Here is a 17523-nt window from a genome sequence, read left to right as displayed (position 1 = left end):
GAACTCAGGGATTCGCCGCCGCCGCAGCGGCGAGCACGGGACCATCGGCGCGCACGGGCGGCGCGCCATCGAGAAACTTCTCTGCGTAGTGGCAGGCCACCAACCGCTCGTCGAGCGCGCGCAGCAGCGGCCGTTCTTCGCGGCAGCGCTGCTGCACGTGCTGGCAGCGCGTGTTGAAGACGCAGCCCGTGGGCGGATTCAGCGGCGACGGCAGCTCGCCCTTGAGCACGATGCGCTGGCTGCTGAGCCCCGGCGTCGAGGCCAGCAGCGCCTGCGTGTACGGATGCAGCGGCCGCGCGAAGATGCGCCCCTTCGGGCCCTGCTCCACCGCGTGGCCCAGGTACATCACGAGCACGTCGTGCGCGATGTGGCGCACCACGCCCAGGTCGTGCGAGATGAAGAGGTACGCGAGCCCGAGCTCCGCCTGCAGGTCGGCCAGGAGGTTCAGCACCTGCGCCTGGATCGACACGTCCAGCGCCGACACCGGCTCGTCGGCCACCAAGAGGCGCGGCGACAGCATGAGCGCGCGCGCGATCGCGATGCGCTGGCGCTGGCCGCCCGAGAACATGTGCGGATAGCGGTTCGCGTACTCGGGGCGCAGGCCCACGCGCGCGAGCATTTCGCGCGCCTTGGCGGCACGCTCCGCCTTGCCCAGCGTGGTGTTGATCGCGAGCGGATCTTCGAGCACGGCCGAAATCTTCTTGCGCGGATTGAGCGAGCCGTAGGGGTTCTGGAACACCAGCTGCACGGCCTGGCGCAGCTCGCGCTTGCGCTCGGCCGGCGGGTTCACCGCATCGGCGCCGACGAGCGTGAGCTGCCCCGCCGTCGGCTTCTCGATCAGCGCGACCATGCGCGCGAGCGTCGATTTGCCGCAGCCCGATTCGCCGACCACCGCCAGCGTCCGGCCGCGCTCGAGGCGGAACGAGATGTCGCCCACCGCGCGCAGATGCGCCGGCGCGCGAAAGAGCCCGCGCCGCACGTCGTAGGTGCGCTGCAGGTTGGTGGCCTCGACCACGATGTCGCCGGGCGCGCCCTTGTCGTTGTTCATTGCAGCGCCTCCGCCGCGGGCACCTGCTGCGGCCGGTCCTGCTCGATGGCCACGATGCGGCCCGGCTCGCCGAGCGGATAGTGGCAGCGCACCTCCGCGCCCTGCCACTCGCGCAATGCGGGGCGCACGTTGCAGGCGCGCGTGGTGACGTAGCTGCAGCGCGGCGCGAACAGGCAGCCCGAGGGCCGGTCGTGCACGCCGGGCACCACGCCGCTGATGGTGGCAAGCCGCCCTTCAGGCGCGGCGCGTTCAGGCAATGCCGCGAGCAAGGCCTCGGTGTACGGGTGCTGCGGCGATGCGAAGAGCCGGTCGACGCGCTGGTGCTCCATCACCTGGCCCGCGTACATCACGGCGATGCGCTGCGCCATCTCGCTCACCACGCCCATGTTGTGCGTGATGAGCACCAGCGCCATGCCGCGCTCCTTCTGCAGGTCGCGCAGCAGGTCCAGGATCTGTGCCTGGATGGTCACGTCCAGCGCGGTGGTCGGCTCGTCGGCGATCAAAAGGCGCGGGTTGCAGGCGATGGCCATCGCGATCATCACGCGCTGGTTCATGCCGCCCGAGAGCTGGTGCGGATAGCTTGCGAGGCGCGACGATGCGGCGGGAATGCCCACCTGCTCCAGCAGCTCGGTCGCGCGTTTCTTCGCGGTGCGCTTGTCCAGGTTCAGATGCAGACGCAGCACCTCCATCAGCTGGAAGCCGATGGTGAAGCAGGGGTTCAGGCTGGTGGTCGGCTCCTGGAAGATCATCGCGACCTCCTTGCCGACCAGCGAGCGGCGCGCCTTGTCCGAAATGCCGAGCAGGTCTTTCCCCGCGAAGCGCATGTGGTCCGCGCGCACGCGGCCCGGAAAGCCGACGAGGCCCATGAGCGCCATCATCGTGACGCTCTTGCCCGAGCCCGATTCGCCGACGATGCCGAGCACTTCGCCCTCTTCGAGCGTGAGGCTCACACCGTCGACGGCGTGCAGCACGCCGCCCTGCGTGGGAAATTCGACGTGCAGATCTTTGATGTCCAGCAAAGGCATCGTTTCTCTCCTTTGCGTTGAATCAGCGCTTGAGCTTCGGGTCGAGCGCATCGCGCAAGCCGTCGCCCAGCAAATTGAAAGCCAGCACCGCCGCGAGGATCGCCAGACCCGGGAAGGTCACGACCCACCACGCGCGCAGCACGAACTCGCGCGCATCGGCCAGCATCGTTCCCCACTCGGGCGACGGTGGCTGCGCGCCGAGGCCCAGGAACCCGAGCGCGGCCGCATCGAGGATGGCGGTGGAAATGCCGAGCGAGGCCTGCACGATCAGCGGCGCTGCGCAGTTGGGCAGCACCTCGCGGAACATCAGGCGCAACGTGCCGGCGCCGCTCACGCGGGCCGCGGTCACGTAGTCGCGCGAGACCTCGGCGATGACGGCCGCGCGCGTGATACGCACGTAATGCGGCAGCACCACGATGGCCACCGCGAGCATTGCGTTGACGAGCCCCGGGCCGAGGATCGCGACGATCACGATGGCGAGCAAGAGGCTCGGCAGCGTGAGCACGATGTCCATGAGCCGCATGATCGCGATCTCGAGCACGCCGCGGAAAAATCCCGCGATGAGGCCGAGCACCACGCCCGCCACGACCGACAGCGCCACCACGGCCACGCCGATCGACAGCGAAAGCCGCGCGCCGTACATGAGGCGCGACAGGATGTCGCGCCCGATGGCGTCGGTGCCCAGCAGGTAGCGCCACGTTCCGCCCTGCTGCCATGCGGGCGGCTGCAGGAAAACGGCGCTGTTGGTTTCGTTGGGCGCGTGCGGTGCGATCCACGGCGCGAGGAGCGCGACGAGCAGCAGCACGACGATGGTCACGAGCCCGATGACCGCGCCGCGATTCGCCGAGAACGCGGTCCAGAACTCGCGCCAGGGGCCGGGCGGCGCGGCGCCCGCGCCGGTCGTCGGAATGATGGGAGTTGAGGTCGTGTTCATCATCAGCGTCGGATACGGGGATTGATGACGCCGTAGGCAACGTCGACCAGGAGATTCACCAGCATCACGATGCCGCCCAGCAGCAGCATGCCGCCCTGCAGCACCGGGTAGTCGCGCCGGCCGATGGCCTCGATGAGCCACTTGCCGACACCGGGCCAGGAGAAGATCGTCTCGGTGAGGATCGCGCCGGTGAAGAGCACGCCCACCTGCAGCCCGATGACCGTGACGACCGGGATCAGCGCATTGCGCAATGCGTGCAGGCCCACTACGCGAAAGCGCGACAGCCCCTTGGCTCGCGCTGTGCGGATGTAGTCCTCGCCGAGCACCTCGAGCATGGCCGAGCGCGTCATGCGCGCGATCACCGCGAGCGGCACGGTGCCCAGCACGATGGCCGGAAGAATCAGGTGGTGCAGCGCCGACCAGAAGGCATCGGTGTCGCCGGCGCGCAGCGAGTCGATCAAGAGGAAGCCGGTCTCGGGCTCGATGAAGTACTGCACCGCGATGCGCCCGGAAACGGGCGTCCATCCGAGCTGCACCGAGAAGAACAGGATCAGCAGCAAGCCCCACCAGAAGATCGGCATCGAGTAGCCGGTGAGCGAGGTGGCCATCACGCCGTGGTCGAAGATGGAGTTGCGCCGCACGGCCGCGAGGATGCCGGCGGGCAGGCCGAGCAAGAGCGCGAAAAGAATCGCGCACACGCCGAGCTCGACCGTGGCCGGGAAGAGCGCGAGGAACTCGCTCATCACCTTGTCCTGCGTGATGATCGACTTGCCGAGATCGCCATGCAGCACGCGGCCGATGTAGATGCCGTACTGCACGAGGATCGGCTTGTCGAAGCCGTAGGCGGTGCGCAGTTCGGCATGGCGCGCAGGATCGATCCCGCGCTCGCCGGCCATGGTTTCAATGGGGTCGCCCGGCACCAGCCGGATGAGGAAGAAGGCCAGCAGCGTCATGCCGATGAAGGTCGGCACGAGCAAACTTAAACGAACGCAAATGAACTTAAACATCGACCCGCGAATATGCAAGATCGATGCCGCGGCCCTACCCGGGCCGAACCCTTACTTCTTGGCGTCGCGCAATTCGCGTCGGAGGATTTTTCCGACCGGTGTTTTCGGCAGGTCCGTACGAAACTCTACGATTCGCGGCTGCTTGTAACCCGTAAGGTTTGCTCTGCAGTATTCGCGCACCTGCGCCTCGGTGAGCGACTCGTCTTTCTTCACGATCACGAGCTTGACGGCCTCGCCGGTCTTGTCGTCCACCACGCCCACCGCCGCGCATTCGAGCACGCCCGGAATCTGTGCGACGACGTCTTCGATCTCGTTCGGATACACGTTGAAGCCCGACACCAGGATCATGTCCTTCTTGCGATCGACCACCTTGAAGAAGCCGCGCTCGTCGACCACGCCGATGTCGCCGCTCTTGAAGTAGCCGTCGGGCGTCATGACCTTGGCGGTCTCGTCGGGACGCTGCCAGTAGCCAGCCATCACCTGCGGGCCCTTGATGGCGATTTCGCCAGGCTGGCCCGCCGGCACTTCGTGGCCGTCGTCATCGAGCAGCTTGAGCCAGGTGCTCGGAAGCGGCACGCCGATGGTGCCCGTATAGGCCTTGCTGTTCGTGGGGTTGCAGGTGGCCGAGGGCGAGGTCTCCGAGAGGCCGTAGCCTTCGCAGATCGGGCAGCCGGTTTTCTCGAGCCAGAGCTTCGCGACCGCAGCCTGCACCGCCATGCCGCCGCCCACCGAGACCTTCAGGTTCTTCCAGTTGACGGTGTTGAAATCGGGGTGGTTCGCCAGGCCGTTGAAGAGCGTGTTGACCGCGGGGAAGCTGTGGATCGTGTGCTTGGACAACTCCTTTAGCACGCCCGCGAGGTCGCGCGGATTCGGGATCAGGATCAGCTTGCCGCCCGTGCGCATGCCCAGCATCATGCCGACCGTGAACGCGAAGATGTGATAGAGCGGCAGCGCGCACACGCCGGTGGGCTGTTCGTTGGCCGGCACCTGCGCCATCACCGGCTCGTTCCAGGCCTCGGACTGCAGCACGTTGGCGATCACGTTGCGATGCAGCAGCACCGCGCCTTTCGAGACGCCCGTGGTGCCGCCCGTGTACTGCAGCACGGCCACGTCGTCGGGGCCGATGGCCGGCGCCTGCAGCTTGCGGGCCGCGCCCTTCTCCAGCGCCTCGTTGAAGCGCACGGCGCCGGGCAGGCTGTAGTGCGGCACCATCTTCTTGACGTTGCGCACCACGTAGTTGACCAGCGCGCCCTTCAGGAATCCGAGGCGGTCGCCCATCGAGGTGAGCACGATGTGCTTGATCGGCGTGGCCGCGATGCATTGCTGCAGCGTGGTGCCGAAGTTCTCCATGATCACGATGGCCTTGGCGCCCGAGTCCTTCAACTGGTGCTCCAGTTCGCGCGGCGTGTAGAGCGGGTTCACATTCACCAGGATGAGGCCCGCGCGAAGGATGGCCGCCACCGCGATGGGGTACTGCGGGCAGTTGGGCATCATCGCGGCCACGCGGTCGCCCTTCACGAGGCCCAGGCCCTGCAGGTACGCAGCGAACGCCTTGCTCTGCTTGTCGGTCTCCGCGTAGCTCACGTCCTTGCCCATGAAGCTGTAGGCCGTGCGGTCGGCGTACTTGGTGAAGCTCTCTTCCATGAGCCCGACCAGCGAGGAATAGTGCGAAGCGTCGATGTCGGCGGGCACGCCTTGCGGGTAGCTGCTGAGCCAGGGGCGGTCGGTCATGGATGTGTCTCCTCCAGGTCTTGGAACTTGCGGGTAACTGAAACGAAAACGGCGCTCGAATGGCGCCGCGATGATCTGGCCGCGCCTTGCAGCGCGGCCCGGGATCGCCGGCCTATTCGATGGCCTTGCCCATATCTTCCACTACTTTCTTCGCATCCCCAAAAACCATCATGGTCTTGTCCATGTAGAAGAGTTCGTTGTCCAGGCCCGCGTAGCCCGCCGCCATGGAGCGCTTGTTCACGATCACCGTCTTGGCCTTGTAGGCCTCAAGAATGGGCATGCCGTAGATCGGGCTGCCCTTGGTGTGCGCGGCCGGGTTCACCACGTCGTTGGCGCCCAGGATGATCGCCACGTCGGCCTGGCCGAACTCGCCGTTGATGTCTTCCATCTCGAACACCTGGTCGTAGGGCACCTCGGCCTCGGCCAGCAGCACGTTCATGTGGCCAGGCATGCGGCCGGCCACCGGGTGGATCGCGTACTTGACGGTGATGCCCTTCTCGGTGAGCTTGGCCGCGAGTTCCTTGACGGCGTGCTGCGCGCGCGCGACCGCCAGGCCGTAGCCTGGCACGATCACCACGGTCTCGGCATTGCCGAGCACGAAGGCCGCGTCGTCGGCGCTGCCGGTCTTCACCGGGCGCTGTTCCTTGGCTGCGCCGCCGGTGGTGGCCGCCTCGCCGCCGAAGCCGCCCAGGATCACGTTGAAGAACGAGCGATTCATCGCCTTGCACATGATGTACGAGAGGATCGCGCCCGAGGAGCCCACCAGCGAACCGGCCACGATCAGCATCGCGTTGTTCAGGCTGAAGCCGATGCCCGCGGCCGCCCAGCCCGAGTAGCTGTTGAGCATCGACACCACCACCGGCATGTCGGCCCCGCCGATCGGGATGATGATGAGCACGCCCATCACGAAGGCCAGCGCCAGCATCGCGAAGAAGGCCGGCCAGCTCTCGGTGAAGACGAACACCAGGCCCAGCGCGACGGTCAGGAGACCCAGCACGAGGTTCAGCATGTGCTGGCCCGAGAACTGCACCGGCGCGCCCTGGAACAGGCGGAACTTGTACTTGCCCGAGAGCTTGCCGAAGGCGATGACCGAGCCGCTGAAGGTGATGGCACCGATGGCCGCGCCCAGGAACAGTTCGAGCCGGTTGCCTGCGGGAATGGCGTAGCGCACGAAGCCGTCCAGGATGACGGCGCCATCGGGCGTGTTGGCGCCGATGAGTGCGGCCACGGGCGCGGCCGTGATGCCGAAGGCCCAAGGCTCGGCCACCGCGGCCACGCCGATGAAGACCGCGGCCAGGCCGATCATGCTGTGCATGAAGGCGACCAGCTCGGGCATCTTGGTCATCTCGACCTTGTTGGCCATGAAGGCACCCAGGCCCCCGCCGACCACCACGGCCGCGAGCACGTAGACGATGCCGGTGCCGAAGTCGACGTTGAGCGAGCGCGCCTGTCCGTGGATCAGCGCGATGGTCGTGAGCACGGCGATGGCCATGCCGGTCATGCCGAAGACGTTGCCGCGGATCGAGGTGGTGGGATGCGAGAGGCCCTTCAGGGCCTGGATGAAGCAGACGCTGGCAACCAGGTACAGCAGCGTGACGAGGTTCATGCTCACTTGGAAGCTCCCTCTTCAGCCTTGGGTGCGGCTGCTTTCTTTTCTTTCTTCTTGAACATCTCCAGCATCCGCCGCGTGACCAGGAAGCCGCCGAAGACATTCACCGCGGCCAGGGCCACCGCGAGCACGCCCATGGTCTTGCCCAGCGGCGTGGTGGTGAGCGCGGCCGCCAGCATGGCGCCCACGATCACGATCGCCGAGATCGCGTTGGTCACGGCCATCAGCGGCGTGTGCAGCGCGGGCGTGACGGTCCAGACCACGTGGTAGCCCACGTAGATGGCCAGCACAAAGATGATCAGGTTGATGACTGTGTGGGAAACGGGATCCATGGCGCTTGTTCTCCTCGGCGGGTTCGCTGTTCGCTGTTCGCTTTATTTCTTCGTGACCTGGCCGTCATGCGTCATGCGGCAGGCGGCGACGATGTCGTCTTCCAGGTCGATCTTGAGCGCACCTTCCTTCGTGACGATGAGCTTCAGGAAGTCGAGCACGTTGCGCGCATAGAGCGCCGATGCGTCGGCCGCCACGAGCGCCGCGAGGTTGGTTTCGCCCACGATGGTCACGCCGTGCTTGACCACCGTCTTGTCGGCTTCCGACAGCGGGCAGTTGCCGCCGATGCCACCATCGGGATTGACGGCACCCTTGCCAGCGGCGATGTCCACGATCACCGAGCCGGGCTTCATGGACTTGACCATGTCCTCGGTGATGAGCGTGGGCGCGGCGCGGCCGGGAATGAGCGCGGTGCTGATGACGATGTCGGCCAGCGCCACGCGCTTGGCCACCTCGATCTGCTGGCGCGCGAGCCAGCTCGGGGGCATCGGCTTGGCGTAGCCGCCCACGCCGACGGCGGCTTCCTTTTCTTCATCGGTGTCGTACGACACCTCGATGAACTTGCCGCCGAGCGATTCGATCTGTTCCTTCACGCTCGGGCGAACGTCGGAGGCTTCGATCACGGCGCCCAGGCGCTTGGCCGTGGCGATGGCCTGCAGGCCGGCCACGCCGACGCCCAAGATGACGACGCGCGCGGCCTTCACGGTGCCGGCGGCCGTCATGAGCATCGGGAAGAAGCGCTGGTAGCGGTCGGCCGCGATCATCACGGCCTTGTAGCCGGCGATGTTGGCTTGCGAGGAGAGCACGTCCATGCTCTGGGCGCGGGTGGTGCGCGGCGCCGCCTCGAGCGCGAAGCCGGTCACGCCGGCCGACGCCAGGCGCTGCAGGCCCGCGGCATCGAACGGGTTGAGCATGCCGATGACGACGGCGCCCGGCTTCATCAGCGAAGCCTCGGCATCGCTGGGCGTGCGCACCTTGAGCACCATGTCGGCGGACAGCGCGCCGGCCTGGTCGGTGATTTCCGCACCTGCGGTCTGGTAAGCCGCATCGGTGACGCTGGCTGCGACGCCGGCCCCCGACTGAACACGAACGATGTGCCCGGAAGCGACCAGTTTCTTCACCGTTTCGGGTGTCACGGCCACTCGGGTTTCGCCAGCCGCGGTTTCGGCAGGCACGCCTATCAGCATAGAGATCTCCTCAGGGGGAAGGGGCAGCACGGAATGCGGGCAGAGCTTACAGCAAGATTACAGCGGCCCGTGTCGCAGGAATGTCGCAGCGAATTTGCCTGCCAAGCCCCATGCATGCTATTGATATAGCTATCTAATTTATAGCGACTTCGGGTATTTGCCGGTCGGATGGGGGCAGTCTCGCCCGAAGACCGCATCGGCGTCTTGATCCCGATCAAGAACCCGTGGATCAGGGGCCGGGACGTAAACGATGGTGGCCGGAATAACAGCATTTGTATTCAACTGTAGTTATCTCTCCCCGGTATTCCCCTGAAAAACGCAATATGCGTGCATTAGTTGGAATCTCCATTTTTTACGTCAGACGCAGATAGATACACTTCTGATCAATCGCCCGCTCACTGAGGTTGGCGAAGGGAGGAAAAAGGGGATGGAATGCGTATTGCCGTACTGGACAACGGGCCGGAACAGCTCAAGTTGATCAAACAGACCATGAAGCGGCTCGGGCACGAGCCGCACGTCTACACCGAAGGAAAAACGCTGCTGCAGTCCTTGCGCCGGCAGACTTTCGACCTGCTGATACTCGATTGGGGCCTGCCCGACATGAAGGGCCTGGACGTGGTGAAGACCATCCGGCACGCGCTCAAGAGCCGCCTGCCCATCCTCTTCGTGACCGACCGGCGCGACGAGGCCGACATGGTCGCGGGCCTCAACAGCGGCGCCGATGACTTCATGGCCAAGCCCATCCGGGCCGGCGAACTCGAGGCCCGCGTCAACGCGCTGCTGCGCCGCTCGTATCCGTCCAAGCACGAGGCGGAGCTCATCTTCGGGCCCTACCATTTCTACCCGCCCGCGCGCATCCTGAAGGTCAAGGGCAAGCCGGTGGAGCTGAAGAACCGCGAGTACGAGCTGGCGCTCTTCCTGTTCCAGAACCTCGGGCGCCTGCTCTCGCGCGAGCACCTGCACGAAGCGGTGTGGGGGCTGGGCGTGGAGGCGCTCTCGCGCTCGCTCGACACCCATGTGTCACGCCTTCGGACCAAGCTCGACCTGCGACCCAAGAACGGTTTCCTGCTGCTGGCCATCTACGGACTGGGCTACCGGCTCGAAACGATCGAGGCGAGCACCTTGCCCGCATCCGCGCGCTAGTTGCGCCCACCCGACAGGCCGGGAATCTCCGCCGAGCTACAGTCTCCAACGGCGTCCCGGCACCCAAAAAAGGAATGAGACGATGAACCGCACGACCCGGCTGCTGCTCGCCGCCACGCTGCTCTGGAGCAGCTTCACCGGCCTGGCGGCCGCACAGGACATCGTCGAGGCCAGCGACATGGTGCGCGGCGGCATGCAGGCGATCCAGATGATCGACCAGGGCAAGGCCGGCGAACTCTGGGACGGCGCCACGCCGGCCACCCGCAAGCGCGTGACCCGCGCCGACTTCACGGGCAAGGTCGCCAGCAACCGCGCGTCGCTCGGGGCGCCCCAGCAGCGCACCTGGGTGGCGGTCAACCGCCAGGTCGTGGCCGACGCCGATGCGGACACCGCCGGCCAGTACGTCAGCGTCGAATACGAGACCCGCTTCGCCAACAAGCCCGAGGGCACCTTGCGCGAGCTCGTGAGCTTCCACCTCGACCGCGACCGCACCTGGCGCTTCGCGGGCTACGTGCTGCGATAGCCGGGAGTCAGCCATGGCCACGCGCTGGAAGCCCAATGTCACCGTCGCCGCGGTGATCGAGCAGGACGGCCGGTTCCTGCTGGTCGAGGAGCATGCCGGCGACGGCCTCATGCTCAACACGCCCGCAGGCCACCTCGACCCCGGCGAATCGCCGGCCGAAGGCTGCATCCGCGAAACGCTCGAGGAAACCGCCCACCACTTCACCCCGACCGCGCTCGTCGGCGTCTACATGGCGCGCTCGCGCCCGAAGGCCGAGCAGGGAGAAGACGTGACCTACATGCGCTTCGCTTTCACCGGCGTGCTCGGCGCGAAGGAAGAAGGCCGCGCGCTCGACGAAGGCATCGTGCGCACGCTGTGGATGACGCCCGACGAAATCCGCGCCAGCGTCGCGCGGCATCGCAGCCCGCTGCTGCTGCAGTGCGTCGAAGACTACCTGGCCGGCCAGCGCCACCCGCTCGCGCTGATCCACATCGACGAATCGGTGCGGACCCCGCCGGTCAGACGATGACGCCGCCCCCGAGGCAGCGCTCGCCGTCGTAGAGCACGGCCGACTGCCCCGGCGTGACCGCCCATTGCGGCGCGCCGAAGCGCAGGCTGAAAGCGCCATTCGCGCCATCTGCGCCATCGGAGAGTTCGCACCCCGCATCCGCCTGCCGGTAGCGCGCCTTCGAGCCGTAGCTGCCCGCGGCGGGCGCCTCGCCCGACACCCAGCTCGCATCGTCCGCATTCAGCGCCGACGAAAGGAGCCACGGATGGTCGTGCCCCTGCACCACCCAGAGCGTGTTCTTCTCCACGTCCTTGCGGGCCACGAACCACGGCGAATGGTCGCCCGATCCGCGCTGCGCGCCCTTCTCCTTGACGCCGCCGATGCCCAGCCCCTGCCGCTGCCCCAGCGTGTAGAAGCTCAGCCCCTGGTGCTCGCCGAGCTTGCGACCGCGGTCGTCCTTGATCGGGCCCGGCTCCTTGGAGATGTAGCGGTTCAAAAAATCGCGGAACGGCCGCTCGCCGATGAAGCAGATGCCGGTCGAGTCCTTCTTCTTCGCGTTGGGCAGGCCGATTTCTTCCGCGATGCGGCGCACCTCGGTCTTGTGCAGCTCGCCGACCGGAAACAGCGTCTTCGAGAGCTGCGCCTGGTTCAGGCGGTGCAGGAAATAGCTCTGGTCCTTGCCGGGGTCGAGCCCCTTGAGCAGCTCGTGCCGGCCGGCGGCTTCGTTCAACCGCACGCGCGCGTAGTGGCCTGTGGCGATCTTCTCGGCGCCCAGACGCATCGCATGGTCGAGGAATGCCTTGAACTTGATCTCGGCGTTGCACAGCACGTCGGGGTTGGGCGTGCGGCCGGCCTTGTATTCGCGCAAAAACTCGGCGAATACGCGGTCCTTGTAGTCGGCGGCGAAGTTGACGTGCTCGATCTCGATGCCCAGCACGTCGGCCACGCTGGCGGCGTCGATGAAGTCGATGTTCGACGAGCAGTATTCGCTGTCGTCGTCGTCTTCCCAGTTCTTCATGAAGATGCCGACCACCTCGTGCCCCTGCTGCTTGAGCAGGTGCGCGGTGACGGCGGAGTCCACTCCGCCGCTCAGTCCGACCACGATCCGTTGCTTTGCCATAAGCCCGCCATTGTCCCAGCCCCGGGGTAGCGGCTTGCGGCGTGGGGGAAATGCGCCCCCGGATGCCCCGAGGCGCGCCTTAGCGGATGCCGGCCAGCAGCTCGTAGGAGCGCAGCCGCGCCGCGTGGTCGAACACCTGCGAGGTGATCATCAGCTCGTCGGCGCCGGTGCGCGCGACGAAGGCCTCCACGCCCTGGCGCACCGTCTCGACCGAGCCGACCGCCGAGCACGAGAGCACCGAGTCGAGCAGCGCGTTCTCCGCCGGGCCCACCTTCTGGCGGTAGTTCTCCACCGGCGGCGGCAGGCGGCCGGGCCGGCCGCTGCGCAGGTTCACGAAGGCCTGCTGCCACGAGGTGGCGCGGAACTCGGCCTCCTCGTCGGTGTCGGCCGCGAACACGTTGAAGCCCAGCATCACGTACGGCTTCTTCAGTTGCGCCGAGGGCTTGAAGGTCTCGCGATAGATCTGGATGGCCTGCATGATCTGCTGCGGCGCGAAATGCGAGGCAAAGGCATAGGGCAGGCCCAGGTGCGCCGCCAGCTGCGCGCCGAAGGTGCTGGAACCGAGGATCCACACCGGCACTTCCAGCCCCTCGCCAGGCACGGCCCGCACGGGCTGCTGCGGCGTCTTGGACATGAGATCCATCAGCTCGACCACGTCCTGCGGGAACTGGTCGGCGTCCGATTCGAGGTTGCGGCGCAGGGCGCGCGCGGTGCGCTGGTCGGAGCCCGGCGCGCGTCCGAGCCCCAGGTCGACGCGCCCCGGGTAGAGCGACGCCAGCGTGCCGAACTGCTCGGCGATCACCAGCGGCGAGTGGTTCGGCAGCATCACGCCGCCGGCGCCGATACGAATGGACGTGGTGCCCGCCCCGATGTACGACAAGAGCACCGCGGTCGCCGCGCTCGCGATGCCCGGCATACCGTGGTGCTCGGCGAGCCAATAGCGCGTGTAGCCGAGCTTTTCGCCATGCTGCGCCAGCGAGAGCGAGTTGCGGAACGACTGCGCGGCGTCGCTGCCCTCGGTGATGGGGGAGAGGTCGAGGATCGAGAACGGAATCATGGGCGCCATCATGGCGCGATCCGTACGCCGCCGCCACGGCAGGGGCTATTCGGTTTGGTATAGCGTCGTCACGCTCGCGAAGTCGCGGCCGTTCTGCTCCACGTTCACCTGGAACGGCACGCTCTCGCCCGGCGCGATGGCCGGCAGGTTGTCCACCAGCTTGAAGCCGGTGAGCTGCCCGTTGCGGTCGCGCAGGCTCACCCACAGCCGCACCTTGCCGATGATCGCGTTGCCCGGGTTCTTCACGCTGCCCGTGACCTCCACGCTCTTGTAGGTGAAGCGCTGGCTGAAGTTCAGCAGCACGCTGCCCAGCTCGGCCTTGGTGCCGGCGACCTTCACCTCCAGCGGCTTGCGCGGCCCCGGCAGCGCGGCGCGGCGCATCGGCTTCCATTCGATGCGGGTCGAGGTGAAGCGCTCCATGTCCTGCGGCTCCAGGAAGATCGGAAAACGCTCGCCCGGGTACAGGTACGCCAGACCCGAGATGTTCGTCGTGCCGTGCGCCTTGCTTCCGCTGAAGCGCGAGATCACGCCGCCCGGCGCGAGCACGATCGCGTCGGTGCTGCGGTTCACCAGCTCGCCGAGAAAGAGCCGCTGCTGGATGTTGTTGCGCCCATCGACCAGCGGCAGCAGTTCAAGGTCCTTCGGATCGAAGCGCTCGCTGTCCTCGGCCAGGAGGTCCTCGGTGCCCAGCCGCAGATCGGGGTTGAAGCTCTCCGGCCCCGCCGCCGTGCGGACCACCCGCTCGGCGTTGAGCACCGGCGTGCGCGCGCCCGCGGCGTCGACGGTGTTGTAGCCGATGCGGTAGTCCCAGGCCGCGATCGCCGTCGCGCGGCCGAAGCGCGCGACGCTCACGTCCACCGAGGTCTGCGCGCCGGGCTTGAGTTCGCTCGCCTGCGCATAGCCGTGGCCGAAGCCGATCACCTGCCCCGCGTCGTCGTACAGCGTGGCCAGCACGTCGATGCCGCCGAGCGTGGCCGCGTCCTTGCGCGTGTTGTCGATGCGGCCCACCAGCCGCACGCGCTCGCCCTGCTGCACCAGCCGCACGCGCGTGAACGCGAGGCGCGGCCCCTGCACCGCGTTGTAGGGCGCGGAGAGTTTCTGCACCTGCAGCTCCTGGCGCGTGACATTCTTTCCATTCGGCATGTCGATCAGCGCGGGCGCGCTCTCGCCGGGCTCCAGCACGTAGATCGGCAGCGTCTCGGTGCGCTCGTCCACCTTGCTGTCGCCGTCGTAGTAGGTCGCGCGGATGCCCGCGCGCGACAGCGGCTTGCCGGTCTCGTTGCGCGCCACCACCAGCAGCTTGGGCTGCGCCGAACTGCCGCTGCCCACCAGCACCTGCCGCGGCTCGCCCAGCTTCAGGCCGTCGGTGGGAATGCTGCGGTCGACCACCGCCGCGACCACGGGCCGCCTGTCGTCCGGCCGGCGCGGCTCGACAAGCGCCGCGACGATGCGCCACACCAGCACCAGCCCGAGCACGCCGATGACCGCGATGCCGATGTTGCGCAGCACCCAGTTCTGCCGAAGCGCCTGCTCGGCCGCGAGCCGCCGGCCAGCTTCGTTCTTGACCTGGTTGAGCACGCGTTCGAGCCGGTCGGAGACGTTGTCCTCCACCAGCGTGACGGAGCCGCAGTGGTCGCAGGTGTATTCGTTCAGGCCCGTGCGCTTGAGCGCGCTGCTGCCGCATTCGCCGCACTTGAGCGTCTGGAGATCGATGGTCATGAAATGCTTTCGTCGTTCTTGTTGTCGTCCGCGTTGCAGGCATTCCTCAATGCCGCGCGCAGACCCTCCACATCGCCCGCCGCGACTTCGCGCACGCCGGGCAGTCCCGCGAGGCCGCAGGCGCTCGATGCCACCACCGGCACGCCGGCCGCCAGGGCACGCAGGAGCGCGCGCGGCGCGTGCTCGATGTGCGCGGGCAGCACGACCACGCGGGCGCCGTTCAACCCATCGCCCCGCCAGTGCATGTGCGCGACGCTGTCGATGCCGCGCCAGAGCTGCGCGTCGTCCGAGGGCGAACCGAGCACGCGCAGGCGGCAGGGCCAGCCCTGCAGCGCCGCTGCCAGCTCGCGCGCGCCCTTTCGCGCGAGCGCGCTCGCGGCGAAGACGATCAGCGGCGGCGCATCGCGTGCGGCATCGGCAGCGCGAACAGCGGGCAGCACCCAGTCGAGCCGCAATGTTTCCGCCTGCGGCGCCATCGCGGCCAGGTGCGCGGCGACCGCCGCATGCGGCGTGACCACCATCGCAACGCGCGCCAACGCCGCGGTCTCGGCGAGCACGAGCGCCGGGTCGGCGCGAAAGTCACGCAGCGTCGCGTCGTCCGGCCAGCGCTGCGCGGCTGCATCGAGCCGGCGCTCGATCTCCGCCATCGGCAGCGTGCTGGCCAGCACCGTGATGCGGCGGCCATCGAGCGCGCCGATCTGCTGCAGATGCGGCAGCAGCCCCTGGTCGATCACGAGTTGCGTGTGCTCGGGTTTCAGTCGCGCGGCGAAGGCGAGCGCCAGCCAGCGCTGGCCGTCGATCAGGCTGCCCTGCCGCTTGCCCGCATGCCGCGCCCAGAGACGCTGCCACATGGCGCGACGCAGGCTGGCCCACCACGGCGATCGCGCATCCGCGGCGGCTTCTCGATGCCAGCCCGCGGCCGGGCCGGCGCGCCAGAACGTGAGCCGCACCGGCGCGGGCTGCATGCGGTCGGCGCCGGCAAGGTGTTCGGCGAGATAGCGCGCGAACTCGGGCGTCCACGCATCGAGCAGGATGGCCGTGCGCCCCTGCTGCGCCACGGCGGGGAGTGCGCGATGCCGGAAGCAGGCGGTCTGGTCGCAACTGAGGCAGCCGCGTGCCATCGGCAATGCGTTGCTGCCGCCCTCCTCGCTCGCCCGCCGCAGTGCCATCGGCGTCACGGGCATCGCAAGCGGCGAGCGAGCGCGGATGCGCAGCACCAGTTCGTCGGAAGTCAGCTCGACTTCAAGCCGCCAGGCATGCCTGGCGCGCACTTTCAGATCGACGTAGTTCCAGAACACCGTGGCATCCACCGCATCGCCCGCAGCGTCGGCGGCCTGTTCGATGCGCGCCGTGTGGCCATGGCGCTCCACCAGCTCCAGCCCGGCGCGTGCGGCCACGGTGGCGAGCGCGTTCGAGAGTTGGCACAGGCCCCCGGCCAGCGTCGGCACGACGCAACCGCCGCGCAGTTCGCGCCCCTGCACGAAACCGCGCAACGCGCCCGGCCGGCCCAGCTGGCGCCAGAAGCTCAGCACCTCGCCGGCGGGCACCTCGATCGCATCGAAGGCCCGGCGCGCCACGCGCAGGTTCTGCACCTTGCCGGCCACGAGGGGGAATTCGTCCGCGCGTCCGTCGGTCCAGAGCGGGGTGCGGTACTGCGCAAGTACAGGCGCATCGGCCAATGCGTGCGTGCCGCCCTGCCAGCGCCGCGCCGAAGGCCGCAGCGCCTCGCGCAGCGAATGGGCGCTGGCCAGCAGCCGGGAGCGCAGCCAGAAATCGATGGCATCGATGCGGCGCGGCGGCAGCCAGGCCGGCGCGCTCACACCGAGGGGCCTCGCTTGCGCCATTGGCCGAGTTCGGCTTCGATGCGCTCGTTGATGTTGCCGCTCCAGTGCGCCTCGAAGCCGGCGGCGCGCAGCAGCTCGACGATGCGGTGGCCCACCACCACGGTGTTGGCCTCGCGCTGCTCGATTTCGGGGATCATGCCGCCGCTGAATGCCAGGTGCAGCCGGCCGGTGCGCACGGCCGTGTCCAGGTCCTGCGAGTGATAGAAGCAGCACCCCCGGATGCCCGAGGCCAGGCGCCCCGCCGCACGCCAGTGTTCGCGCACGTCGTCGTGGCCGTCGGAGAGCGTGTTGCCCGCGCGGTGCAGCGCAATGATCTTTTCGTTGCGCAGTTGCGCGAATACTGCTTCGAGCCGGTCGTACTCCGTCTCGGCCGGCCACTCGGCCTCGGCCGCGCGCTTGGCGGCGCAGATGCCGGCCGCCTCGGCCTTGACCCAGGCCCGGTCTTCGCTCGTGAGTTCGTCGGGGTCGAGATACTCGTCGGTGACCATCCACTCGACATCGGCATCGGGATAGAAGCCGCACCACACGAGATCGTGAATGCGTCCGCGCGTATCTTCAGGGTCGAGAGTTAGAGCCATGCGTGTTGGGTTGTCGCATCGGGGGCGACGGATCATGCTTTCATTTTTCCTGGCGGAAACGTCGTCGTATTTTCGCGTGCCCGCACCACCGTGGCGCAGTAATGCGAAAGCATGAAGTCGGGCGGTCGTCCCTTCCGCGCCGCCATCATGATTGATGCGCTGCGGCAAGGCAATGCGCCTT

16 protein-coding genes are annotated in these 17523 nt (G+C 67.7%); 3 read left to right on the top strand and 13 right to left on the bottom strand.

Annotation, left to right across the window (positions count from 1 at the left end; translation table 11 throughout):
• Positions 1-4: 4 nt before the first annotated feature.
• From JC881_RS18180 to JC881_RS18145, 8 genes are all read right to left on the bottom strand, one after another.
• The gene (locus JC881_RS18180) at positions 5-1048 is read right to left on the bottom strand and encodes a peptide ABC transporter ATP-binding protein (protein WP_198787106.1); all 1044 of its coding nucleotides are present in this window, start codon (positions 1046-1048) and stop codon (positions 5-7) included.
• Positions 1045-2073, bottom strand: a complete 1029-nt coding sequence (locus JC881_RS18175; RefSeq protein ID WP_198787105.1) for an ABC transporter ATP-binding protein — start codon at positions 2071-2073, stop codon at positions 1045-1047. The genes JC881_RS18180 and JC881_RS18175 overlap by 4 nt, the downstream gene beginning before the upstream one ends.
• A gap of 22 nt (positions 2074-2095) precedes the next feature.
• Positions 2096-3010 (bottom strand): ABC transporter permease subunit, encoded by a 915-nt coding sequence (locus tag JC881_RS18170; protein ID WP_198787104.1) that lies wholly within the window; start codon positions 3008-3010, stop codon positions 2096-2098.
• Complete coding sequence (locus tag JC881_RS18165) at positions 3010-4014, bottom strand: ABC transporter permease subunit (RefSeq protein ID WP_013538889.1); 1005 nt, start codon at positions 4012-4014, stop codon at positions 3010-3012. The genes JC881_RS18170 and JC881_RS18165 overlap by 1 nt, the downstream gene beginning before the upstream one ends.
• A gap of 51 nt (positions 4015-4065) precedes the next feature.
• The gene (locus tag JC881_RS18160) at positions 4066-5745 is read right to left on the bottom strand and encodes a long-chain-fatty-acid--CoA ligase (RefSeq protein ID WP_198787103.1); all 1680 of its coding nucleotides are present in this window, start codon (positions 5743-5745) and stop codon (positions 4066-4068) included.
• A gap of 112 nt (positions 5746-5857) precedes the next feature.
• Positions 5858-7357: an NAD(P)(+) transhydrogenase (Re/Si-specific) subunit beta gene (locus JC881_RS18155; RefSeq protein ID WP_198787102.1), complete on the bottom strand. Its 1500-nt coding sequence runs from the start codon at positions 7355-7357 to the stop codon at positions 5858-5860.
• Positions 7354-7686 carry an NAD(P) transhydrogenase subunit alpha gene (locus JC881_RS18150; RefSeq protein ID WP_198787101.1) on the bottom strand — a complete coding sequence of 111 codons (333 nt, stop codon included), beginning with the start codon at positions 7684-7686 and terminating at the stop codon, positions 7354-7356. The genes JC881_RS18155 and JC881_RS18150 overlap by 4 nt, the downstream gene beginning before the upstream one ends.
• Positions 7687-7728: 42 nt before the next feature.
• Positions 7729-8871: a Re/Si-specific NAD(P)(+) transhydrogenase subunit alpha gene (locus JC881_RS18145; RefSeq protein WP_198787100.1), complete on the bottom strand. Its 1143-nt coding sequence runs from the start codon at positions 8869-8871 to the stop codon at positions 7729-7731.
• A gap of 432 nt (positions 8872-9303) precedes the next feature.
• Here JC881_RS18145 and JC881_RS18140 point away from each other — a divergent pair, with 432 nt between their 5' ends.
• The 3 genes from JC881_RS18140 to JC881_RS18130 all read left to right on the top strand — a co-directional run bounded on the left by JC881_RS18140 (position 9304) and on the right by JC881_RS18130 (position 11045).
• Positions 9304-10014, top strand: a complete 711-nt coding sequence (locus JC881_RS18140; RefSeq protein WP_198787099.1) for a response regulator transcription factor — start codon at positions 9304-9306, stop codon at positions 10012-10014.
• Between the two features lie 82 nt (positions 10015-10096).
• Positions 10097-10537: a DUF4019 domain-containing protein gene (locus JC881_RS18135; RefSeq protein ID WP_198787098.1), complete on the top strand. Its 441-nt coding sequence runs from the start codon at positions 10097-10099 to the stop codon at positions 10535-10537.
• A 13-nt stretch (positions 10538-10550) separates the two neighbouring features.
• Positions 10551-11045 carry an NUDIX hydrolase gene (locus tag JC881_RS18130; protein ID WP_198787097.1) on the top strand — a complete coding sequence of 165 codons (495 nt, stop codon included), beginning with the start codon at positions 10551-10553 and terminating at the stop codon, positions 11043-11045.
• On the opposite strand, the gene mnmA is transcribed toward JC881_RS18130, so the two are convergent.
• The 5 genes from mnmA to JC881_RS18105 all read right to left on the bottom strand — a co-directional run bounded on the left by mnmA (position 11035) and on the right by JC881_RS18105 (position 17342).
• Positions 11035-12144 carry a tRNA 2-thiouridine(34) synthase MnmA gene (gene mnmA, locus JC881_RS18125; protein ID WP_198787096.1) on the bottom strand — a complete coding sequence of 370 codons (1110 nt, stop codon included), beginning with the start codon at positions 12142-12144 and terminating at the stop codon, positions 11035-11037. The genes JC881_RS18130 and mnmA overlap by 11 nt on opposite strands.
• 79 nt (positions 12145-12223) lie before the next feature.
• Complete coding sequence (locus JC881_RS18120; protein ID WP_198787180.1) at positions 12224-13201, bottom strand: LLM class flavin-dependent oxidoreductase; 978 nt, start codon at positions 13199-13201, stop codon at positions 12224-12226.
• 45 nt (positions 13202-13246) lie between these two features.
• Positions 13247-14920: an FxLYD domain-containing protein gene (locus JC881_RS18115; protein WP_198787095.1), complete on the bottom strand. Its 1674-nt coding sequence runs from the start codon at positions 14918-14920 to the stop codon at positions 13247-13249.
• Positions 14917-16764 carry a VanW family protein gene (locus JC881_RS18110; RefSeq protein ID WP_198787094.1) on the bottom strand — a complete coding sequence of 616 codons (1848 nt, stop codon included), beginning with the start codon at positions 16762-16764 and terminating at the stop codon, positions 14917-14919. The genes JC881_RS18115 and JC881_RS18110 overlap by 4 nt, the downstream gene beginning before the upstream one ends.
• On the bottom strand, positions 16737-17342 hold the full coding sequence (locus JC881_RS18105) for a DUF6891 domain-containing protein (protein WP_198787093.1): 606 nt from the start codon (positions 17340-17342) through the stop codon (positions 16737-16739). Before JC881_RS18105 ends, JC881_RS18110 begins: the two co-directional genes overlap by 28 nt.
• Between the last annotated feature and the right edge of the window lie 181 nt (positions 17343-17523).

The sequence above is a fragment of the Variovorax sp. IB41 genome, from assembly GCF_016405905.1.
Lineage (GTDB): Bacteria > Pseudomonadota > Gammaproteobacteria > Burkholderiales > Burkholderiaceae_C > Variovorax.
The sequence above is the reverse complement of the archived record's forward strand: the minus strand, read 5'-3'. Positions and strand labels throughout refer to the sequence as shown.